Genomic DNA, 16,852 nt, shown 5'->3' on the forward strand with positions numbered 1-16,852 from the left:
TTTGGGGCTCTATTTTGCTTTTTGTACAGAATGAAAACTTAGCATTTTCATTGTATATAAGATTACAAGTAAAAATATAATTGCGCCTAGGAAGAAAATCCAAAAGTAATTTTGGTTAAATAAAAGAAATCCACCTATAAGTGGCCCTGTGCCCATACCAAGATAGCGGATGAAGTTGTACATACCGATAGCTGTTGCGCGTTCTTGTACGAATTCTTCTGTTAATAAAGTAGTGTGAGTTGGCATAGAAAGTCCCATACTAAAACCGTACAAAGATGTAACGATAATGATGAATGGGATATTGATGTTATATGTGAAAGAGAATAAAACGACACATATAACATTGAAGAAACTCGTAATAAATAAAGCTTGCTTTGTTGTGAGGCGTTTTTGCAAAAACTTGTAGCAAAAACTTCCTAGCATGATAGAAAGAGACATTGGTACAAACATAAGACCAATTTTATCTACAGTTAAATGAAATGAATTTGTTAAAATACTCGGTAAAAAAACGAGAAAGCAAAAGTAAATACAAAATTGAATGAAGCCAATAAGAGTAATAGAAAATCCAGTTTTATTTTTTAAGATAAGAGAGTAATTCTTTTGTGCTTTAGATTGTTTAATTATATTTGGCTTTGTTTCTGGGAGTAGTGAAATGTTTATAATTAATAAGATAATGCCAAGTGTAGATAAAAAGAGAAATACAGATAAGTGACCATTTATACTGCCAAGATAACCACCTATGAGAGGAGCCATTGCAGGTGCGAGGGCAAGTAACATTTGGTATAGGCTCATCGCTTCTCCGCGTTCTTTTCCTTCAAATAAATCGCCGATAATCGTTGCTGAAACTACAGGTATAGCCGCTATTCCTATAGCTTGAACAGCTCTAAAAAAGAGAAATAAATAAATGTTTGCCGAAAAGGCACATCCGATTGAACCAATTGTACTAATGACTAAACTAGGGATAAGGACAGATTTTCTCCCTTTTGTATCAATTAAAGGTCCATATACGAGCTGCATAATTGCAAGAACGAATGTGAAAAGTGAAACTGTTACATTTACAAGATAAAGAGAAGTGTGAAAAGAATTTTGAATCATCGGTAAGATAGGTGTGTAAATATTTTGAGCGAAGGAACCGAGTAAGGCACTAATACAGACAACATATAAAATGAAAGTTAGTTTAGATTTTTTCATCTTGTTAACCTCCTTGTATTTTGGTTTCCTTGGAAACTAAATTTATTTTAACATGATTTTCTCACTTGTAAAGATGAAAAAATAATTTTAAAATGGTATATAGTTAAATTGTTTCTTTGGAAACTTAGGAGGCGAACGGATTGAAGCATACAACGAAGCAAATGGAAATACTGTCGGACATTCGTACACTTTTGCATAAAAAAGAAGAACATTTAAAACGACAAAACGAGAAGTTTCTTCGTGAGACAGGTGTAAGTAGTATGTCTTTATCTGAGTTACATGTAATCGAATGTATCGGAAAAAATGGTTTGATGAATGTAACGGCAATTACGACAGAAATGGGCATGACGAAGGGAGCAATCTCTAAAATTTGCACAAAGTTGTTTCAAAAGCAATTCGTTGAGAAGCTGCAAATGTTAGATAATCAAAAAGAAATCTTCTTCAGCTTAACGGAGAGTGGGAATGAAATATATAAAGCTCATGAAAAATTGCATAAGCAAGCTGAAGAAAAGTGGTTGTTACTTTTAGATGGATATACGAAAGAAGAGCAAGACTTTATTCAAAGGTTTATAAAGGATGTCTCCGGTCATTTGGAAATATAATTGGAAGAAAAAACTCCTTTTTCTCAAGTCTTTTAAATATAATTTCTGAAAGAACTCATATATAATAGAAAAAGATACTTAACATGGTGAATAATTAAAGAGTCAATATATATAGAGGAGAGAGTAACATGCTTGAAAATACGGGGTTAGTATTAGAAGGCGGCGGTATGCGTGGTGTATACACGGGCGGGATATTAGAATACTTTATGGAACAAGATTTATATTTTCCATATGTAATCGGTGTATCAGCTGGTGCTTGTCATGCAGCGTCGTATCTTTCCAGACAAAGAAATAGAAATAAAACGGTCAATATTGATTATGCATCACATCCGAAATATTTATCGTATAAAAACTTATGGAGAAAACGTCAGCTATTTGATATGGATTTCATTTTCCACGAAATTCCAGAAAAGCATGTGCCGTTTGATTTTGAAACATACTTTAATAGCCCGGAACGTTTCCTTGTAGGAACGACGGATTGTGAAACAGGGCAATCTGTTTATTTTGAAAAAGAAGGAACGAATGATGATGCGCTAAATTTATTACAAGCGTCTAGTTCATTGCCTTTCATTGCACCAGTAGTAAATTACCGCGGTAAACAACTGTTAGATGGCGGGATTTCTGATCCAATTCCAGTTCGTAAAGCGCAAGAGGATGGATTTAAAAAATCAGTCGTTATTTTAACGAGAAATCATGGCTACGCGAAGAAAAAATCAAAGTTTGGATGGATTGCAGCGAAAGCTTATAAAAAATATCCGAACCTTGTTAACACGATGCTGAATCGTTATGAAGTGTATAATGAAACACTTCACTATATTGAAAAAGAAGAACAAGCTGGCAATTTATTTGTTATTCGCCCAGAAGTGCCGCTTCAAGTAGATCGTATGGAAAAAGATACAGCAAAACTACAAAATTTATACGAGCAAGGCTATGAAGATGCAAAGAGGCAATTTGCAGATTTGCAGGCGTTCTTGCAAAAATAAATATTAGGCTGTGGAGAAGAATTTCTCTGCAGCCTTTTTATATTGCTACTTATACGTTACTTTTTAAAAATGTATGAATGTTTAAGTGTTTAAAGAGTTTGTAAAACATCGGGGTTTCTTGTTGAGGAGAATTTATTTGAAGGATATTATGATGATGTAGCGCTACTAAAATATTAAATTTATGAGGTGATTGTTAATGAAAGGAAAAGTTTTTTCAATTACGACTTTAGTATTATTAGCAACATCAATCTCAACAAGTGCATTCTATCCAACTCTAAGCGGTCACAAAAGCGGTAACCTACTATCTTATAGAGCTCAAACTACTACGAATCAAAATGCATCTCGTTGTTCAGTAGCAATTTCTTTTATTAAATCAAATGGAAATAATTCATATATTGAAAGCGCTTCAGACAAATTAGGGTCCCATGAATCTGGAAGAGCATTAAACGCAACTGTGAGTAATGGTGCATATAACGCCTTTGGTGCAAAAGGACTATACTCGGAGCATTATGCAAATGAGAATAATGACTATCAAGAAGATACACACAAAGGTACTTTTGATAGTAACGGTAACTTACGATTACAGTGGTAAAAAGCATTAAACAGTTGTCTTTATAAATATTTGGATAAGGAGAAGGGGATGTTCATCATCTCCTTCTTATTTAAAAGGAGCACAGACATGTACCTAGCTTTTAAAAATATAAAAAGTAATAAACTGTTTTTCTTAATTCTCCTTATGTCATTTTTTATTTCTTTTCTTTCTATATCAATAGCCGCACTTTTAACAGAATCTAAACGAAACTTTATATCTGCTTTTCAAATCGGTTTTCCAGAGAAGAATCAAATTTTAACTGTTCCGATAGCGAATGCAACTGAATTGGAAGAGATAATTCCTTTCATACAAGATATTTTTGTTAAAAGTGATATTTATGTAGAGCATTTAAAAGCATTAAATAGTTCAGGGGCAACAAAGATTATAGCTGTGAACTTAAAAGATGATTATTATTGGAAGCCATATATTTCTGAAGGACAATATTTTCATCGTGAAAATGTAAACAATATGGTTGTTGGCGATCAAACGAATGTAGAGGAGTTATATGAATTTGATGATACATATAAAAAAATAGGAACTATATCAAGAAAAGACAGTGACGTCGGTGTAGCAGGTATATACGTTCCACTTCAAAACTTACCTACTATATCTAAAAAAGGTATTATCGCGAGTAAACAATTACAATTAACAGTTGTTAATCCTACATCATCTATTCATAACGAAATAAAAAAGTTTATGGATAGGAGTAAAGAAGTGCTTTCGGGAGATGTTCAAATACTGAATGAACGAGATCTTCAGGAACTACATGTGACACATATAGATCCAGCAAATAAGTATTATTATAAATTCATTCTTGTTGCAATTGTTTCTGGCATTTCTGCGGTTTTATTTTGGATTTATAAAAAAGAAAGAGAGATTTCATTAAAAAAAGCAGTAGGTGCTTCTAATATATCTATTTACTGCGAACTATATATTCAAATTTTGTTTATTTCTCTAGTGGCGATGCTGTTGGTTTTTCTGGTGTTAGAAATGTTTTCTGGAACAATTCATACGTATTTTCAGACATACTTATTAAAACCGTTAACACCATATGTATTGGTATGTAATATTGTTTTTATAATTTTTCTTACAATGTTTGTTACTGTAATTCCAATCAAGCACATTATAAATATATATCCCGGAAAACATTTAAGAACGTAGGAGGTCTTCATGTTTTTTATATTTGATTCTATACGGTCTGTGAAAAAACGGTTGTTACCAAGTTTGATTATAGTAATTTCTTTAATTATTGCATTTTCTTCAGCAATAGAATTTGTTAGTAATCTTTCGGGATATCGAAAAATGATGACGGTAGCAAATAATTTATCGACTCATAAAAATTTTTATGAACTTTATGCGACGCAAGATATAACATTGTTTAGCGAAGAAAAAGCAAAAAGTGATTATCAACATTTCATGCAAGGGTTATCTAATACGATACCAATAACAAATAAAACAAATTATTTGTTCCGTAACTATTCACTTAGTTTAAAAAAAGAAAATGGAACGATAAAGACTCTTATTGTTGATAAAGATATTAATAAGTACTTTCATATACGAATTTCACAAGGAAGATATTTTGAGGAATCGGAATTTCATAAATCAGTATTTGATATTAGACCTGTTATATTAGGGGCTAATTATATAGAAAGAGGTATCTATTGGTGATGTTATACCATCTGGAAAAATGAAGCTAAAAGTAATTGGCTTTTTAGAAAAAAATTCACCATTTACATATCCTCGAAGTGGTGAAATATCGGATAATCGTATTACATTATTAGATGACATGGCGATTTTACCAATTGGAACAGAAGAAATAGAGTTCTATAGTGTAGAACTTTTATACAATGGGTTAATTATAGAAACAAAGGAGCAGATAAATATAAATGAATTTCAAAAGAAAGTATTAAAGGTAACGGAAGGTAAGGGTTATTCGTATTATGTTACAAATCCGAATAAATTGTTAGAAAATGAAAAACAAGGTATTGATAATATGTCATACCCCTTATTATTAAGCGGTACAGTCTTATTTTTTTCATTTCTATCTATTGTATTGACATCAATGGCAGCACTTTATATGGAACGTAAAAATATTTCTATTAAATCAGCGTTAGGTGCAAGCACTTTTCAAATATGTCTTCCATTTATTATTGAGTATATGTTGCTATTCGTTTTAGCGATATGTATAGGAATAATGTATTTTCAATGGGAGAATAGCGGAGTAATTGAAATTCAGAAAGGGCTAGAAAATAGTATAGTATCTTTCTTTGGAACGTTAAAAGTCTCTATAGAATCATTGGTTGTTATAGGTGCTTTATCACTTGTAATGATCCTCGTTATATATGCAATCATTTATTTCAATGTACTAAAAATAAAAAATACATATATGAAAGAGGTGTTATAGATGATTCAGCTCGCAAATGTGGCTAAGGGCTTTGGAAAGAATAATTTTAGTGCTTTAAAAGATATTAATCTTACAATAGAAAAAGGCGAAATGATAGCCATTATGGGCCCCTCTGGTTCGGGGAAGTCTACTCTCCTTAACATTATTGGCTTAATCGATAGCCCCTCTGCTGGAAAGTATTTTTTAGATGGAATGGATACGAGTACATTAAAGCAAAACTATCATAAGTATAGAAACACGGAAGTTGGATTTGTGTTTCAAAACTTTTCGCTACTCGATGATTATACGATTATTGAAAATGTAATGCTTCCACTTGTATATAGAAGAATTTCTCATAAGAAACGTATGCAAATATCAAAAGAAATGCTGAAAATGGTAGGGCTTGAGAGGCATATTAACAAATATCCTTACGAGTTATCAGGAGGAGAACAGCAAAGAACAGCAATAGCAAGGGCTTTAGCACAAGATACAAAAATTATACTTGCTGATGAACCGACTGGTGCTCTTGATCAAGAAAATGGGGAAAAAATTATGAGTATTTTACAAGAGATTAATAAAGAAGGAAAAACAGTGCTAGTTGTTACACATGATCAAAAGGTAGCTGCATATTGTCAGAGGACGATAAGGTTACTTGATGGTTGTATGGTATAATATGGATAATGTTATGTGAAGAGGTGATACATATGGAAAATGTATATAAAGGACTTAGGCATACCGGATTTACTGCAATGCTTATTTTTGGAGGGGTATTTCTACTTCGCTGGCTCATACATGATGAGATGCTACTGGATCAGCTTATTGGATTTAGTGTAGGAATGGTAATGGTTGTTTCGTCAGTTTCCATTCAAAAGTATAGTAAAGAATTACAGATGAATGAGAAATATTAATAATTTTTAATTGCTGTTATCTTTTTCATAGTTTAGTAATCGTGGAGGCTTTCGTGTGATTTTCTTATTTGTAGTATATTTTGTTTTCATTATGACGTTGGTAATTACGTTTCTTCTTTCACAAAAGTCATATAAGAAGCCTGTTATTAAATATATACCAACGTTAGTATTGTTTATTTTGGCTTTCATTTCTTCTGCTATGTTTGTATTGAATAATGGAATGGGAGAGCTGATGATATCGGTCTCTTTAGGGGTTGCAGCGATAGTGAACGGTCTTTTACTTCTTGTTTTGAAAGTAGTTCGTGTGATTGTTGCAAAGGGAAAGTAGAGCATCGAATTCGATGCTCTACTTTTTATTTACGCTTCTTTTTAATAAATGAAAAGGCTAAAGCTGTAATTAAAATGCTGCCTTTAATAATATCTTGTGCATAATAAGGGACGTTCATCATTGTGAGTCCATTTAATATAATTCCAATTAATACCGAGCCGAGGAATGTTCCGACTATATTTGGTTTCTTGGCACCGAACATTGCGTAACCGATATAGGCAGCTGCGACTGCATCCATTAATAATGGAGCACCAGCTGAAACTTGTCCTGTTCCAACGCGGCTGCATAGAATAATGCCGCCAATAGAAGCTAGTAAACCACTAATCATATAAGCATATACACGGTAACGATCAGTAGGAATACCGGCTAATCTAGCAGCTTCTCGATTCCCACCAGTCATATAAAAGAAACGACCGTACGTTGTTTTTTCTAAAAATAGATGTGCAATTAAAACGACAGTAAGCATGATAATGACAGGGACTGGAATTCCTAAGACGGAACCTTGACCGATAAATAAAAAAGATGGAATAAAATGTCCTGTTGCACCGGACATTCCTTCATAAATTGAAGATCCTTTTGAAAATGTTAAGTGTAGTCCATTGACGATATACATGATACTTAATGTAGCTAGTAAATCAGGTAGTTTAATTCGGATAACGAGTAGTGCATTTAATAATCCAACTAATAATCCGCAAAGAATAGGAACAAGGAGTGTAACTAATAGTTCTTGTCGATATAAAACGAGACAAGAAGCAGCTGCAATTGTTGCTAAACTAGCGGTAGAGCCGACTGATAAATCAAACCCATCTACAATCAATGTAAAGGTAACGCCGATTGCAAGTAACGTTACGATGGAGATAGAGCGTAAAATATCACTAATATTGTTATATGTTAAAAAAGAATCATTGACGATAGAGAAAAAAATTGTAACACCTATAATAATAGCAATTGTACTAAATTGATAAAAAAGATGAGTAGGTAAATATAGTTTCTTAGTTTTCGTTTTATGAACGAGATTCAATGGAATAGCTCCCTTCAGATAAATGTAAAAGCTGTTCAGGAGATAGTTCGCTTGGTAAGTATTCACCTACAAATTCTCCGTTTGCCAGTATAAGAATGCGATCAGCGATATGCAACGCTTCATCTTGTTCTCCTGTGAAATAAATTACGGAACTTCCGTTTTCTGTAATGTTGCGAATGAATTGAAAAATGTCTTGTTTCGCAGCGATGTCTACACCTTTAGTTGGCTCGTCTAAAAGAAATAGATTAGGTTTGAATCCACTCCACTTTGCAATTGAGACTTTTTGTTGGTTTCCACCGCTAAGTGAATGAATAAGTGCCTTTGGGTCATTTGGTGAAATACCGAAAGAAGAAATTGCTGTAGTAGCATCATTTAATTCGGTTTGTTTTCGTTTCCAACCTGATTGATGTAAATTTGTGTGACTTATAATATCTTCCGAAAGAAATACGCCTTGTTTTCTTCTTTCTTCTGGTACAAGTGCGATTTTCGCTTTAATCGCATCTCGTGGTGTTTTAATCGTTAGTTTTTGACCGGCTATTTCTGCGTGATAAGTATGAAGAGCACCAAATAACGTTTCAGCAAGTGTTGTTTTTCCACTTCCAATTAATCCGTATATCACAACAGTTTCTCCTTTTCGTATTGTAAGAGAAAGGGGAGAATGACCTTCGTGTAATAGAAGCTCTTGTACTTTAAATAGTTCCTCGCTCCCGGTTTTTGGTGCTGTATTAATAGGAAGTGTAAGTTGTTTTCCAGTCATCGCTTCCACAATTTGTTGATCTGTAATCGTTGTAATGGTTTCAGAAAGGGCAACTTGACCGTTATGTAATACAGTTACATCATCCGCGAAATTTCGAATCTCTGATAAACGATGAGAAACTAAAAGGATGCCAATTCCTTTTGATGTTAAATCTTTTAATAGTTTCCCAAAGGTTTCAACTTCTTTTGGTCCAAGAGAAGAAGTAGGTTCATCTAATAAAAGGTAATTTGTATTGTTAGATAAAGCTCTTGCGATAAGAAGTAATTGTTTTTCATGTAATGAACAGTTTGAAACATCTTCCGAAACATTTAAATTTACCTGTACAGTTTGCAAATGTTGTTTAGCAAGTGCGACTAATTTGGACTTTGAAAATAGTACTTTATTTTGCATTGCTAAATGATCGATTAGTACATTTTCTAATACAGATAATCCGGGAATAAGTCCGTGATCTACTTCTTGTGTTACGAAAGAAATGCCATGCTTTTTTGCATCGCGCGGTGAAGTAAAGGAAACAGACTGAGTATCAATTTTTATATCGCCAACAACTGGTTGAATTTCACCAGTTGCTATTTTTAGTAAAGTACTTTTTCCTGCACCGTTCATGCCTAGTAAAGCGTGTACTTTTCCTTTTTGAATATGAATAGAAACATCTTCTAGAACAGGTGTAGCGACATGATAAGAATGTGTAATGTTTTGAAGAGAGAACGTCATCATTTTTTCTCCTTCTCTAATTTTTTCATCCAAGGGGAATATGCATCTTTTGAGTCTCCCCAACCGTTTATATATTTTGATAACTGATCCATTGTTATATTTTCTTTTGGTAAACTATTTTTCTTTACTAAATAAGGTTCTAGTGAATAAATATCTGGCGTTTGTTCACCAGCAATTTTTTTGTATAAAAATCGTACTTGAACCTTACCTACTTCAGCTGGATCAGTTGCAGCTGTAGCAGTCCAAGGTGAGTTTTCTTTTTGCATGAGTTGTAAATCCTCATTACTTAAGTCAATGCCATATACTTTTATATCTGTACGACCAGCTTGTTCAAGTGCTTTAACAGTCCCTTTAGCAAACTCATCCCACGAAGCGAAAATAGCTTGTAAATCGCCTTTTTTCGGATATTTCTTTAGTAAAGCTTCTACTTGTGTTTGTGTATCGAGTGGCGTGTTATTACTAGCAGTACCGAATCTTGCGACTTCTTTTATATTTGGATACCGTTTATAAAAAGCATCAATGATAACATTGCGACGTTCCATTGGAGCAAATCCGCCGACCCATACAACTGCGATATTTCCTTGTCCATTCAAATCTTCCGCTAACGTTTTTAATGATTTCCATGCAAGACTATAGTCATCTTGATCAATAATTGTCACACCTGGCAAGCGTAGATCGTTATCGAACGCAACTACGGGAATGTTCGCTTGTAACGCTTTTTCTACTCCAGGTTTTAGTGCTTCAGAACGGCCATGATCAATTAAAATACCATCCACTTTTGAATTAATAGCAGTATCTAAATTTGCAGCCATTTTTGCTAAATCGTTATCAGAATTGTAGACTTGTACACTGCCGCCAAATAGCTCAACTTGTTTTTTGACACCCTCAATATATTGAGAGGAAAAAGTTCCGATGGACATTTGCATAATTAATGCGATTTTTAATGGCTTCTTCATTTGGCTTGGAATTTCTGTTTGTAATTGATTTTCTACCGTTGTAGTCGCCTTTCTCACAGTTTGTTGCTTTTGTGAAGAGATAGTATCTTGTTCATTTGTACAAGCTGCTAATGTAAATAAGAGAAAAATAAGTACGATGGAACATAATTTTTTCATAAAAAAATCCCTCCTAAACTAAAAAGAGAGGGGAGGGAGTGAAAATAAAAAACGCCTTTTCATATAGAAAAGACGCCTTATCATATTACTCTTATCTTTCAACACAATGTGTTGTAAGAATTAGCACCGTGCCCATAAATGGGTCGGTTGCCGGGCTTCGTAGGGCTCATCCCTCCACCTGCTCTTGATAAGACATCCGATATTTAACTATTTTGAATTATTCCACAAACGAATGGTATTGTCAAACAGTATTTATAAAAAAATCCCTCAGGAAGAGGGATTTTAATGTGGTAAGAATATCAATTGATAAGCAAACAAAATTCCAAATACATATACAAGTGGGTGAACAGCACGGAATTTACCTTTTGCCACTTTCATAAGTGGGTATGAAATAAATCCAAGTGCGATACCTGTTGCGATACTTGATGTAAGTGGCATGCTTAAGATTACTAAGAATGCTGGGAATGCTTCATCAAATGCGTCCCAATCGATGTGGCGAACTGAACCCATCATAAGACTACCAACGATAATTAATGATGGTGCAGTAATAGCTGATACACCAGAAACAGCACTTACTAATGGGCCGAAGAATGCTGCTAGTGCGAATAGAACCGCTACTGTAACAGTTGTTAAACCAGTACGACCACCAGCTGCAACACCAGCAGATGATTCAATGTAAGCTGTTGATGGTGTCGTTCCGAACATAGAACCAATAGTTGCTGAGAATGAGTCAGATAGAAGAGCTCGTCCTGCTTTTGGAAGCTTTCCGTCTTTCATAAATCCACCTTGTTGTGCAACGCCAAGTAATGTACCTGTTGTATCGAATAGTGTAACAAGGAAGAATGAGAATACAACGCCGTATAATCCGTAGTTAATTACGTCAGATACAGCAGTAATTGGATTTGAAACGATAATTCCTTCTGGTAAACCAGGCATTGATGTAACACCGTTTGAGAATGATAATTGTCCCGTGAAGAAAGCGATAATACCAGTTAATAGCATCCCGATAAATAGTGCGCCATTTACATTTAAAGACATAAGGACAATTGTAATTCCAAGTCCAGCTAATGCTAGTAGTACTGGAGCAGAGTGAAGATCACCAAGTCCAACTAAGTTTGCATCATTTTTTGTAACGATACCTGTTAAACGTAAACCGATAAAGGCGATAAATAGCCCGATACCAGCAGTAATTGCATGTTTTAAGTTTTCAGGAATTGCTTCCATTAATTTTGTACGGAAAGATGTAAATGATAGCAAAATTAAAATCATACCTGCTACGAATACAGCAGAGAATGCAATTGCGAAAGTCATGCCTTCATGCGCTTTTACAACAGAGTAAGAGAAGTAAGCATTTAATCCCATACCTGGCGCGATTGCGATTGGTAAGTTTGTAAAGATTGCCATAAATAATGTTCCGACAACAGCAGCGATAATTGTTGCTGTAAATGCTTGTTCAAATGGAACACCTGCATCTCCAAGGATAACAGGGTTTACGACAATGATATATGCCATTGTTAAGAAGGTAATAATACCTGCCATAATTTCAGTTTTAATAGAAGTTTTATGTTTTGAAAGGTTAAACATATAAACATCCTTTCTGTTTACGAATAATTTTCACAACAGTTATATATAATATTCGTTTTTTATCTATTTTGCAATAGTTTTGCATAAAAAGTTTATAACAATTCATATTTTGTGTCTTAAATTCGAATATTAATCGTAAAACGATGTGTGAATTTCAGCTTTTTATTGTGCACATGCTAAGGAAAAGGAGTTGAAAGCAGCTATGCCACAGCAAAAAAACTTTATAACAATGCCTGCGCAACATCAAAATAAGCAGCCAGGTATTGAATCATTAATGAGCCCCCTTCCGCAGTTTGAAGATGCAAACTATAAAGGAAGTGAAAAGTTAAAAGGGAAGAATGTGTTAATTACGGGAGGAGATAGCGGAATTGGACGAGCAGTTTCCATCGCTTTTGCAAAAGAGGGAGCAAATGTTGCGATTGCTTATTTAGATGAGGAAGAAGATGCAAATGAGACGAAACAACGTGTTGAAAAAGAAGGTGTAAAGTGTGTATTGTTGCCGGGGGATTTGAGTAATGAACAGCATTGTAAAGATATTGTGGAAGAAACCGCCCGGCAGTTAGGTAGTTTAAATATTTTAGTGAATAACGTTGCACAGCAATATCCGCAGCAAGGGCTAGAGTATATTACAGCAGAACAGCTAGAAAAAACATTTCGTATTAATATTTTTTCTTATTTTCACGTTACGAAAGCAGCCCTTTCTCATTTGAAGAAAGGGGATGTCATTATAAATACGGCATCTATCGTTGCATATGAAGGAAATGAAACGTTAATTGATTATTCCGCAACGAAAGGAGCAATCGTAGCTTTTACAAGATCACTTTCTCAATCGTTAGTGCAAAAAGGGATTCGGGTAAATGGTGTTGCACCAGGCCCGATTTGGACACCGCTTATTCCATCGAGCTTTGATGAGAAGAAAGTCTCTCAGTTTGGGAGCAATGTCCCGATGCAACGGCCTGGTCAACCATATGAATTAGCGCCGGCATACGTATACTTGGCATCTGGTGATTCATCCTATGTTACTGGGCAAATGATACATGTAAATGGGGGCGTTATTGTAAATGGATAGTTTTCATTTATAAGAGCAAAGTAATGTTAATTCCACTTATTATAGGGAGCGCTAGGGGGGATATAGCTGAAAAAGTTATGTTTCATCATACTATTATTTTTCATCCTACCGGTTAGTGCTTTTGCTAATACAGATCATTTAATATTAGTAAATCTTACGACGAACCAGTTGTCTTTTTTTGAAAATGGAAATTACACAAAAACATTTCCAGTAACGACTGGAAGAGATCGTACACCTACGCCTGAAGGTAATTTTTGTATTATAACTAAATTTAAAAATAAAGAATACCATCGAAAAAAAATACCTGGGGGTGCACCGAATAACCCTCTTGGTACGAGGTGGCTTGGACTAGATAAGAATGAATATGCAATTCACGGGACGAACCGGGAATGGACGATTGGAAGTAGGGAATCAAATGGCTGTATTCGTATGCATGACAGGGATATACAATGGTTATATGACCGAGTACAATTACAAACAAAAGTAATCATTTCTCGTTTTCATACGAGCCCCGAATATGAAGCGAATAAACTTGGTTATCGCGTTGTGAGCTGGAATGGTCGAAAAATAGAAAAAGAACAAATTGGAGTACTTACGTTAGTAGACCGCGCGGATATATATTGGCAAGAACCAAATGGACAGTTAACGAAAGTGAAAACGGTATTGCCAAATGAAAGATATCCAGTGTACTCAAAACGAAAAGATGGAATATATTATATAGGAAACAATTCGTATATTATAGATGAAACAGGAGAGAAAGTTCGTTACGAGCAAATTCCTTCTTCGATTTTAAGTAATATATATAAACGGAAATACAATGTTCCGTAATGGCTACCGTATTATAGACGGTAGCTTATTTATACTTGGAGTTTAACTGCAACTATTGTATTTTGCTGAATATAATACAGTACAGATAGGGGGCGGTTATATTATGAAAAGTGAATTTGCGTTTAAAGTTTTCTTAGTAACGACCTGTTTATTTATCGTGTATTTATATGCGTTTCTCGTCTTTTCTTTTTATGTTCCATATGTTGATTTAATATTATTCTTCGGATTTATTTGGGCGTTTGTGAAAGCGAGGGAAGGAGAGAAGAGTATATATCGGCGCATTACCCTATGCGGGACGGCCGTTCTCGTTATTTTGTACTTTTTTATTATGCATGATTTTTGGAGAGGAATGTAAAAAAAGCATACGATTAATCGTATGCTTTTATATCTGTTAATGATGGAAGAGAGGCAATTGCACCGTAATTTGTACATGTGATAGCGCCTACTTTATTTGCAAAGGAGATAAATGCTGTTAAGTCTTTGAAATGATACGAAAGTGTATGTTCACTTTGGGCAATCTGATATAACATTGCTCCAACGAAAGCGTCACCAGCACCAGTTGTATCGACTTGTTGAATGGAAATAGAAGAGACAATAGTTTGACCTTCATTTGTCGCAAGAAGGGTACCGTCTTTTCCAAGTGTAATAGCTACTACTTTTGCGCCATAATTTAATAATTTGAGTGCAGCTTGTTGTAAATCACTCTCTTTAGAGAGCATAGTAGCTTCCTCTTGACTTACTTTTACGAAGTGTGCATGTTTTATAAAGGTTAGACAATCTTGAGAGAATTGTTCTGTATTTGTAATGAGTGCACTTCGATAATTTGGATCAAAAGAAATGAAATGGCCTTTATCTTTCGCATATTGTAACAACTGAAAATACGTTTCTTTTAATGGGCTTGATAGTAAAGCTGTCGCTGAACCGAAATGTATTAAATCATTCGTTTGTATTTTTGATAAATCAATGCTATTGAATTGATATTCACCATCTGCACCACGCATAAAAGTAAAATCACGTTCGCCATCTTGATCGATGGATACGAATGCAAGTGTTGTTTGTTTATCTTTTATGAGCATGGATGTATCGACTTGCGCACGCTGTAAAGTTTGTTCAAGAAACTCACCAAATGGGTCGTTTCCTACTTGCCCCATAAATGTAGCGTGTCCACCTAATTTTGTAATCGCAGCAGCAACGTTAGCGGGTGCTCCACCAGCTTTTTTTTCGAAATCTGAACCGTTTACTAAAGAAACATTAGTATTTCGGCACACAAAATCAATTAATAGTTCACCTATACAAAAGACATTTCTCATACAATCCCTCTTTTCAGCTTATATTGTGTGATGGTAAAGTTTAGTTTTGCATCTGAAAAGATTGCGATATGATGTTTCATGTCTTTTCGAGGAAAAACTCGGGACGTAAAGACTGTTGAACCATCGTATAAGAAAATTTCCACGATGCTTTTATCTACAAATATTTGTAGTTCTATCGTATCTTGAATATCGATTTTTTTACAGCGTTCAAATCCATATTCTCCGCCAAATTGATGGTAGAAGTTGCCCCTGTCTATAGAAATAGTACCTTGTTCCCGATTAAATGTAATGGGGAAACATTCCTCCTCATTGTGGAAGAGAGAAAGACCAAAACGTTTTGCATCTTCTGTTTTAAGTGTAACAATTAATTCATAGGAGTCTTCATCATCAAGCGTTGATAATACATTTAATCCAGCTGTTATATCTCCTGAAATGTCTTTTTTTGTTGTTCGTAGTTTTGTTAATTCTGAAACTGGTTTTTGTTTTAAGATGTTATCTTCTAATGTTAATTCACGTGGAAGTGTTAGGCAATGAGCCCACATATAATCATCAGAAGGATATGTGATTTCACTTGATCCTGCCCAAGCAAACAATAGGCGACGACTAGTAGAGTCTTCTAAAGTTTGAGGGGCATAAAAATCGAATCCTTTATCAGCTTCGTAATAGGAATCAACATGGAAATATAAATTTTTAATATCGAAATGGCCTATAGCATAAACGACATTGTATACATTGTGAAAGTTTTCTCCGTCTTTTTCAATTCCTTGCGGTGAAAAGAGAAGTACATCTTTCCCTGATAATTGGAAGTAATCGGGGCATTCCCACATAAATCCGAATTCTTTTAAGTTTGTTGTAATTTCGCCTTGGAAATGCCAATTGTATAGGTCTTGTGATTTGTATAGTAATAGAGTTCCTGTTTTATTTTCACGTTGGGCACCGAGTAACATATAGTACATATCATTATGTTTCCAGACTTTTGGATCACGTACATGTTTTGTATATCCGTCAGGAATTATATCAATAACAGGATTATTACTATATTTCGTCATCGTATATTGTGAATCCATTGATGCCATACATTGTTTTGCATCACGGGAATCATCAGGCTTTTTTATATTCCCTGTATAAAGTAGATGAAGAAGGCCATCTTTTACGATAGCACTACCAGAATATGCACCGTGTGATTCATAGCTTTCAGTAGGGATGATGGCTACAGGCATACGCTCCCAGTTAATAAGGTCTTTTGACCTCACATGCCCCCAATGCTTCATTCCATGAATGGGACCAAATGGATACCACTGATAAAAAACGTGATATTCATCATTGTAGTATGATACACCGTTAGGATCATTCATTAATCCAAATGGTGGGTGGATATGATAAATTGGTTTCCATGAATCTTGGTTTGCAATTTCATATAAAGAATGTAATTCGTCTTTATTAGATTGCAGTATTGTTTTATATTTTGACATA

General features: G+C 34.5%; 17 protein-coding genes, 1 pseudogene and 1 riboswitch. Of the genes and pseudogenes, 11 read left to right on the forward strand and 7 right to left on the reverse strand.

What is annotated here, in order from left to right; genetic code table 11:
- Nucleotides 1-9: 9 nt before the first annotated feature.
- A complete protein-coding gene (locus BC_RS03815) occupies nucleotides 10-1,191 on the reverse strand; it encodes an MFS transporter (protein WP_000748725.1) in 1,182 nt (393 codons plus the stop codon).
- 140 nt (nucleotides 1,192-1,331) lie between these two features.
- Here BC_RS03815 and BC_RS03820 point away from each other — a divergent pair, with 140 nt between their 5' ends.
- From BC_RS03820 to BC_RS03855, 8 genes and pseudogenes are all read left to right on the forward strand, one after another.
- On the forward strand, nucleotides 1,332-1,793 hold the full coding sequence (locus BC_RS03820; RefSeq protein WP_000683326.1) for a MarR family transcriptional regulator: 462 nt from the start codon (nucleotides 1,332-1,334) through the stop codon (nucleotides 1,791-1,793).
- Nucleotides 1,794-1,921: 128 nt separating this feature from the next.
- Nucleotides 1,922-2,776, forward strand: a complete 855-nt coding sequence (locus tag BC_RS03825; RefSeq protein WP_000892675.1) for a patatin-like phospholipase family protein — start codon at nucleotides 1,922-1,924, stop codon at nucleotides 2,774-2,776.
- 196 nt (nucleotides 2,777-2,972) lie between these two features.
- Entirely contained in the window at nucleotides 2,973-3,368 is a 396-nt protein-coding gene (locus BC_RS03830) for a hypothetical protein (RefSeq protein WP_000676983.1), read from the forward strand.
- Nucleotides 3,369-3,455: 87 nt separating this feature from the next.
- On the forward strand, nucleotides 3,456-4,529 hold the full coding sequence (locus tag BC_RS03835) for an ABC transporter permease (RefSeq protein ID WP_000280225.1): 1,074 nt from the start codon (nucleotides 3,456-3,458) through the stop codon (nucleotides 4,527-4,529).
- Between the two features lie 9 nt (nucleotides 4,530-4,538).
- Nucleotides 4,539-5,772 (forward strand): annotated as a pseudogene (locus BC_RS03840) (ABC transporter permease).
- Nucleotides 5,773-6,423 carry an ABC transporter ATP-binding protein gene (locus tag BC_RS03845; protein WP_000615281.1) on the forward strand — a complete coding sequence of 217 codons (651 nt, stop codon included), beginning with the start codon at nucleotides 5,773-5,775 and terminating at the stop codon, nucleotides 6,421-6,423.
- An 8-nt stretch (nucleotides 6,424-6,431) separates the two neighbouring features.
- Entirely contained in the window at nucleotides 6,432-6,659 is a 228-nt protein-coding gene (locus tag BC_RS03850; protein WP_002195168.1) for a hypothetical protein, read from the forward strand.
- 55 nt (nucleotides 6,660-6,714) lie between these two features.
- On the forward strand, nucleotides 6,715-6,987 hold the full coding sequence (locus BC_RS03855; RefSeq protein WP_000576483.1) for a hypothetical protein: 273 nt from the start codon (nucleotides 6,715-6,717) through the stop codon (nucleotides 6,985-6,987).
- A gap of 25 nt (nucleotides 6,988-7,012) precedes the next feature.
- Here BC_RS03855 and BC_RS03860 read toward each other — a convergent pair whose 3' ends face one another.
- The 4 genes from BC_RS03860 to BC_RS03875 all read right to left on the reverse strand — a co-directional run bounded on the left by BC_RS03860 (nucleotide 7,013) and on the right by BC_RS03875 (nucleotide 12,172).
- A complete protein-coding gene (locus BC_RS03860; RefSeq protein ID WP_001054980.1) occupies nucleotides 7,013-8,008 on the reverse strand; it encodes an ABC transporter permease in 996 nt (331 codons plus the stop codon).
- Nucleotides 7,992-9,479 carry a sugar ABC transporter ATP-binding protein gene (locus tag BC_RS03865; RefSeq protein WP_002164630.1) on the reverse strand — a complete coding sequence of 496 codons (1,488 nt, stop codon included), beginning with the start codon at nucleotides 9,477-9,479 and terminating at the stop codon, nucleotides 7,992-7,994. Before BC_RS03865 ends, BC_RS03860 begins: the two co-directional genes overlap by 17 nt.
- Nucleotides 9,476-10,588, reverse strand: a complete 1,113-nt coding sequence (locus BC_RS03870; RefSeq protein WP_000732065.1) for a sugar ABC transporter substrate-binding protein — start codon at nucleotides 10,586-10,588, stop codon at nucleotides 9,476-9,478. Before BC_RS03870 ends, BC_RS03865 begins: the two co-directional genes overlap by 4 nt.
- An 88-nt stretch (nucleotides 10,589-10,676) precedes the next feature.
- A riboswitch (SAM riboswitch) is annotated at nucleotides 10,677-10,782 on the reverse strand.
- Nucleotides 10,783-10,870: 88 nt separating this feature from the next.
- Nucleotides 10,871-12,172 carry an NCS2 family permease gene (locus tag BC_RS03875; protein ID WP_000482713.1) on the reverse strand — a complete coding sequence of 434 codons (1,302 nt, stop codon included), beginning with the start codon at nucleotides 12,170-12,172 and terminating at the stop codon, nucleotides 10,871-10,873.
- 202 nt (nucleotides 12,173-12,374) lie between these two features.
- Here BC_RS03875 and BC_RS03880 point away from each other — a divergent pair, with 202 nt between their 5' ends.
- The 3 genes from BC_RS03880 (at nucleotide 12,375) to BC_RS03890 (ending at nucleotide 14,424) form a co-directional block, all read left to right on the forward strand.
- Entirely contained in the window at nucleotides 12,375-13,241 is an 867-nt protein-coding gene (locus tag BC_RS03880; RefSeq protein WP_001136261.1) for an SDR family oxidoreductase, read from the forward strand.
- Nucleotides 13,242-13,307: 66 nt separating this feature from the next.
- Nucleotides 13,308-14,069, forward strand: a complete 762-nt coding sequence (locus tag BC_RS03885; RefSeq protein WP_025921749.1) for a L,D-transpeptidase — start codon at nucleotides 13,308-13,310, stop codon at nucleotides 14,067-14,069.
- Nucleotides 14,070-14,172: 103 nt separating this feature from the next.
- Entirely contained in the window at nucleotides 14,173-14,424 is a 252-nt protein-coding gene (locus tag BC_RS03890; protein ID WP_000834195.1) for a hypothetical protein, read from the forward strand.
- A 13-nt stretch (nucleotides 14,425-14,437) separates the two neighbouring features.
- On the opposite strand, the gene BC_RS03895 is transcribed toward BC_RS03890, so the two are convergent.
- Nucleotides 14,438-15,379: a carbohydrate kinase family protein gene (locus tag BC_RS03895; protein WP_001246640.1), complete on the reverse strand. Its 942-nt coding sequence runs from the start codon at nucleotides 15,377-15,379 to the stop codon at nucleotides 14,438-14,440.
- On the reverse strand, nucleotides 15,376-16,851 hold the full coding sequence (gene scrB / locus BC_RS03900; protein ID WP_000049747.1) for a beta-fructofuranosidase: 1,476 nt from the start codon (nucleotides 16,849-16,851) through the stop codon (nucleotides 15,376-15,378). The genes BC_RS03895 and scrB overlap by 4 nt, the downstream gene beginning before the upstream one ends.
- Nucleotide 16,852: the final 1 nt, after the last annotated feature.

Origin of the sequence: Bacillus cereus ATCC 14579 (genome assembly GCF_000007825.1) — a bacterium.
Lineage (GTDB): Bacteria > Bacillota > Bacilli > Bacillales > Bacillaceae_G > Bacillus_A > Bacillus_A cereus.

Bases quoted from the DNA above. Each gene is read 5' to 3' on its own strand.
- BC_RS03815 (WP_000748725.1), bottom strand. From the start codon at position 1,191: ATGAAAAAATCTAAACTAACTTTCATTTTATATGTTGTCTGTATTAGT.
- BC_RS03825 (WP_000892675.1), top strand. From the start codon at position 1,922: ATGCTTGAAAATACGGGGTTAGTATTAGAAGGCGGCGGTATGCGTGGT.
- BC_RS03830 (WP_000676983.1), top strand. From the start codon at position 2,973: ATGAAAGGAAAAGTTTTTTCAATTACGACTTTAGTATTATTAGCAACA.
- BC_RS03835 (WP_000280225.1), top strand. From the start codon at position 3,456: ATGTACCTAGCTTTTAAAAATATAAAAAGTAATAAACTGTTTTTCTTA.
- BC_RS03845 (WP_000615281.1), top strand. From the start codon at position 5,773: ATGATTCAGCTCGCAAATGTGGCTAAGGGCTTTGGAAAGAATAATTTT.
- BC_RS03850 (WP_002195168.1), top strand. From the start codon at position 6,432: ATGTTATGTGAAGAGGTGATACATATGGAAAATGTATATAAAGGACTT.
- BC_RS03865 (WP_002164630.1), bottom strand. From the start codon at position 9,479: ATGATGACGTTCTCTCTTCAAAACATTACACATTCTTATCATGTCGCT.
- BC_RS03870 (WP_000732065.1), bottom strand. From the start codon at position 10,588: ATGAAAAAATTATGTTCCATCGTACTTATTTTTCTCTTATTTACATTA.
- BC_RS03875 (WP_000482713.1), bottom strand. From the start codon at position 12,172: ATGTTTAACCTTTCAAAACATAAAACTTCTATTAAAACTGAAATTATG.
- BC_RS03880 (WP_001136261.1), top strand. From the start codon at position 12,375: ATGCCACAGCAAAAAAACTTTATAACAATGCCTGCGCAACATCAAAAT.
- BC_RS03890 (WP_000834195.1), top strand. From the start codon at position 14,173: ATGAAAAGTGAATTTGCGTTTAAAGTTTTCTTAGTAACGACCTGTTTA.
- BC_RS03895 (WP_001246640.1), bottom strand. From the start codon at position 15,379: ATGAGAAATGTCTTTTGTATAGGTGAACTATTAATTGATTTTGTGTGC.
- scrB (WP_000049747.1), bottom strand. From the start codon at position 16,851: ATGTCAAAATATAAAACAATACTGCAATCTAATAAAGACGAATTACAT.